Source organism: Allobosea vaviloviae, from assembly GCF_001298265.1.
Taxonomy (GTDB): domain Bacteria; phylum Pseudomonadota; class Alphaproteobacteria; order Rhizobiales; family Beijerinckiaceae; genus Allobosea; species Allobosea vaviloviae_B.
In genome coordinates this window covers 1-1,320 of record NZ_LGSZ01000088.1, presented here as the reverse complement: position 1 = coordinate 1,320, position 1,320 = coordinate 1, and the positions used below count along the sequence as shown (strand labels likewise).

Sequence of the window (1,320 nt, the reverse complement as noted above, 5' to 3'; positions counted from 1 at the left end):
TGGCATCACCATGAGCTGCCCGGTCTCGGCCATGCCCATCTCATGCATCTGGCCACGGCTGCTGCCGGCTATACCCGACAAGATATCGGCCCCGACCATCCGATCGTCTCGACGACGCTGCCGGGCGAGGAGCGCTGCCAGATCGTCGTGCCACCGGCGGTGCCGTCTGGAACCGTGAGCCTGACCATCCGAAAGCCCTCGACCGTCACGATGACGCTGGAGGATTTTCAGAAGCGCGACCTGTTTTCCGACATCCGCGTCACGAGCGGCGACCTCTCAAATGATGAGCAGGAACTGGTGCGCCTGCGCGATGGCGGGCACTGGCGCGAGTTCCTGGCGCTCGCCGTTCGCAGTCGCCGCAACATCATCATTTCGGGAGCGACCGGCTCAGGAAAGACCACGCTGTCGAAAGGGCTTATCGCCCAGATCCCGGCGAGCGAGCGCCTCATCACCATCGAGGACACCGCCGAGCTTGTGGTGCCGCAGCCCAACCATGTCCGGCTGCTCTATGCCAAGGATGGTCAGGGACTCGCCAAGATCGGACCGCGCGAGTTGCTGGAATCCTGCCTGCGCATGCGGCCGGACCGCATCCTGCTGCAGGAGCTGCGCGACGGCGCCGCCTTCTTCTATCTGCGCAATGTGAATTCCGGGCATCCGGGCTCGATCACGACAGTCCATGCCGATTCCGCGCGTCTCGCCTTCGAGCAGTTGACCCTGCTGGTGAAGGAGAGTGCCGAAGGTAGGGACCTCGCGCGCGACGACATCCGCAATCTGCTGCGCCAGACCGTCGACATCGTCATCCAGATGAAACGCGAGCACGGCCGCTTCCGCATCACGGAGATCGATTATGACCCCATTCGGGAGCGCCTCGCCAGCGCGTAGGGTAGCGCTGCGGCTCGGCCTAACCATCCTTGGCATCGCCGTCTTCCTGTTCGTCGGTTCGAATGTCCTGCTGCTGGGTCTTCGCACGCATGATGGCGGCTTCCACTGGAACGAGCTTGCGCTCGCCTGGCCACATTACGGCACGAACCAACGTCTCGACCGCTGGATCACCTTTGGCACGCTAGCCGGCACGATCGCGGCCTTCGGGCTGATGGGGGTCGTTCTGCGGACGAAACCGCGCCCGCTGCATGGCGAGGCGCGCTTTGCCACAGAGCGCGATATCCGCAAGGCTGGTCTACGAGCGAAGCAAGGCATGCTGCTCGGCCGGAAGGACGGAAAATTCCTCTGCTTCGGCGGGCCTGAGCACGTCATGGTCTATGCCCCAACGCGCTCGGGCAAAGGCGTCGGCTATGTCATCCCGAACCTGCTGAACTGGCC

At 63.9% G+C, this 1,320-nt stretch carries 2 protein-coding genes; both read left to right on the top strand.

Going from position 1 to position 1,320, the window contains the following annotated elements:
- The coding region (virB11, locus tag AE618_RS25770) for a P-type DNA transfer ATPase VirB11 (protein ID WP_054211925.1) at nt 1-882 on the top strand (882 nt) is incomplete at its 5' end.
- The coding region (locus tag AE618_RS25765) for a type IV secretory system conjugative DNA transfer family protein (RefSeq protein ID WP_197280889.1) at nt 848-1,320 on the top strand (473 nt) is incomplete at its 3' end. The genes virB11 and AE618_RS25765, both read left to right, overlap by 35 nt.